Below are 1,210 nucleotides of genomic sequence, written 5' to 3' on the forward strand. Positions count from 1 at the left end.
CCGCCCGAGGACCCGCCTCCGTCGCCGCATGACGCCCGCGCGTTCACCGCCCGTTACCCCACGTCCGCCGCCTGCGAGGGCGCGGCCCGCCGCCTCCAGGCGTCCTCGCGCGACGACGCGTGGCTGGCGCTGAAGGTGTGCGCGGACGCGCCCGGTTTCACGCAGCTGGACGTGGTGCTGGGTCGCGCGTGGGCGGAGGACCTGCGCGTGCGTCCGGACGCGGCCTCGCTCATCGCCCGCGTGGTGGCCCAGCGCGGCGGCAGCGTGGACGGGGAGCTGCGCCTGCTGCACTCGCGCAAGGTGCCCATCTTCTCGCTCGCGTCCGCCATCGCCCAGCCGGACACCTACCGGGGGCGCTACGTGCTGCTGCGCGCGCAGGTGGCGGATCAACGGCTGGACGGCGAGCGCCCCACGCTGTGGCTGGTGGAGCAGGGGCTCCAGTCCGTCGGTTCCCACCGCGAGGTGGGGGGCGCTGGCGGCACGCGCGAGAGCACCGGCCCGTCCGCCACCGGGAGGGCCTACGACAACATCTCCGAGGAGACCGGCCGCGAGGCCCTGGGCCGGCTGTCCGCGCCGGATCCGTTCCTGGAGAGCCGCCGCGACTACGTCATCCTCGCGCGCTTCGACGGCCTGCGCGTCACGTCCGGGATGACCACCGACGACGAGGACGAGGGCCCGAAGATCCCGGTGCTCACCATCGTGAGCTACCACCTGCCGCAGGCGCTCGCCGTCTACTGATGCCGGGCGTCGCTCAGCGCTTCGCCGGCGCCGCCGCCGTCGCCGTGAGATCCCTCGACGGCGTGCCGGAGTAGATCTCCACGTCGGTGGCCACCCAGGTGCCCAGCCGCTCGCCGTAGGTGGTGTGCACCTGCACGCCCTTGCGCAGCTGGGCCCGGGCCACGCGCTTGCCGTCGCGGAGGATGCGCGTCGTGGGCGCCACCACGAAGGGCCGCTCCACGCCGTCGTCGTCCCGCACCGTGAAGCCCTGGCCCTCCGCCGTCGTCACCGTGCCGTAGAAGTCCGGCGTCTCCAGGGCCACGGCCTCTCCCGCGCTCCCGCCGCCGCCGGAGCCCTCCGGCAGCTCCTCCATGCGGGATGGCTGCAACAGCGCGAACGCCGGGGTGGCTGGCTCCTCGGCCGTCCCGTCGCGGGACTGGCACGCGCTGGCGACCAGCCCCAACCCCCCCAGCAACAGCAGCCTCCCCATTCC

At 74.8% G+C, this 1,210-nt stretch carries 2 protein-coding genes; one reads left to right on the forward strand and one right to left on the reverse strand.

Going from position 1 to position 1,210, the window contains the following annotated elements; translation table 11 throughout:
- Positions 1-738 (forward strand): hypothetical protein (locus tag D7X12_RS41435; RefSeq protein ID WP_120630573.1); only part of this gene is annotated, 738 nt, incomplete at its 5' end.
- A 13-nt stretch (positions 739-751) separates the two neighbouring features.
- Here the strand turns inward: D7X12_RS41435 and D7X12_RS43350 are convergent.
- Positions 752-1,210, reverse strand: a 459-nt coding sequence (locus D7X12_RS43350) for a hypothetical protein (protein WP_439329426.1), incomplete at its 5' end; no start/stop codon positions are given.

This window comes from Corallococcus sicarius, from assembly GCF_003611735.1.
Taxonomy (GTDB): domain Bacteria; phylum Myxococcota; class Myxococcia; order Myxococcales; family Myxococcaceae; genus Corallococcus; species Corallococcus sicarius.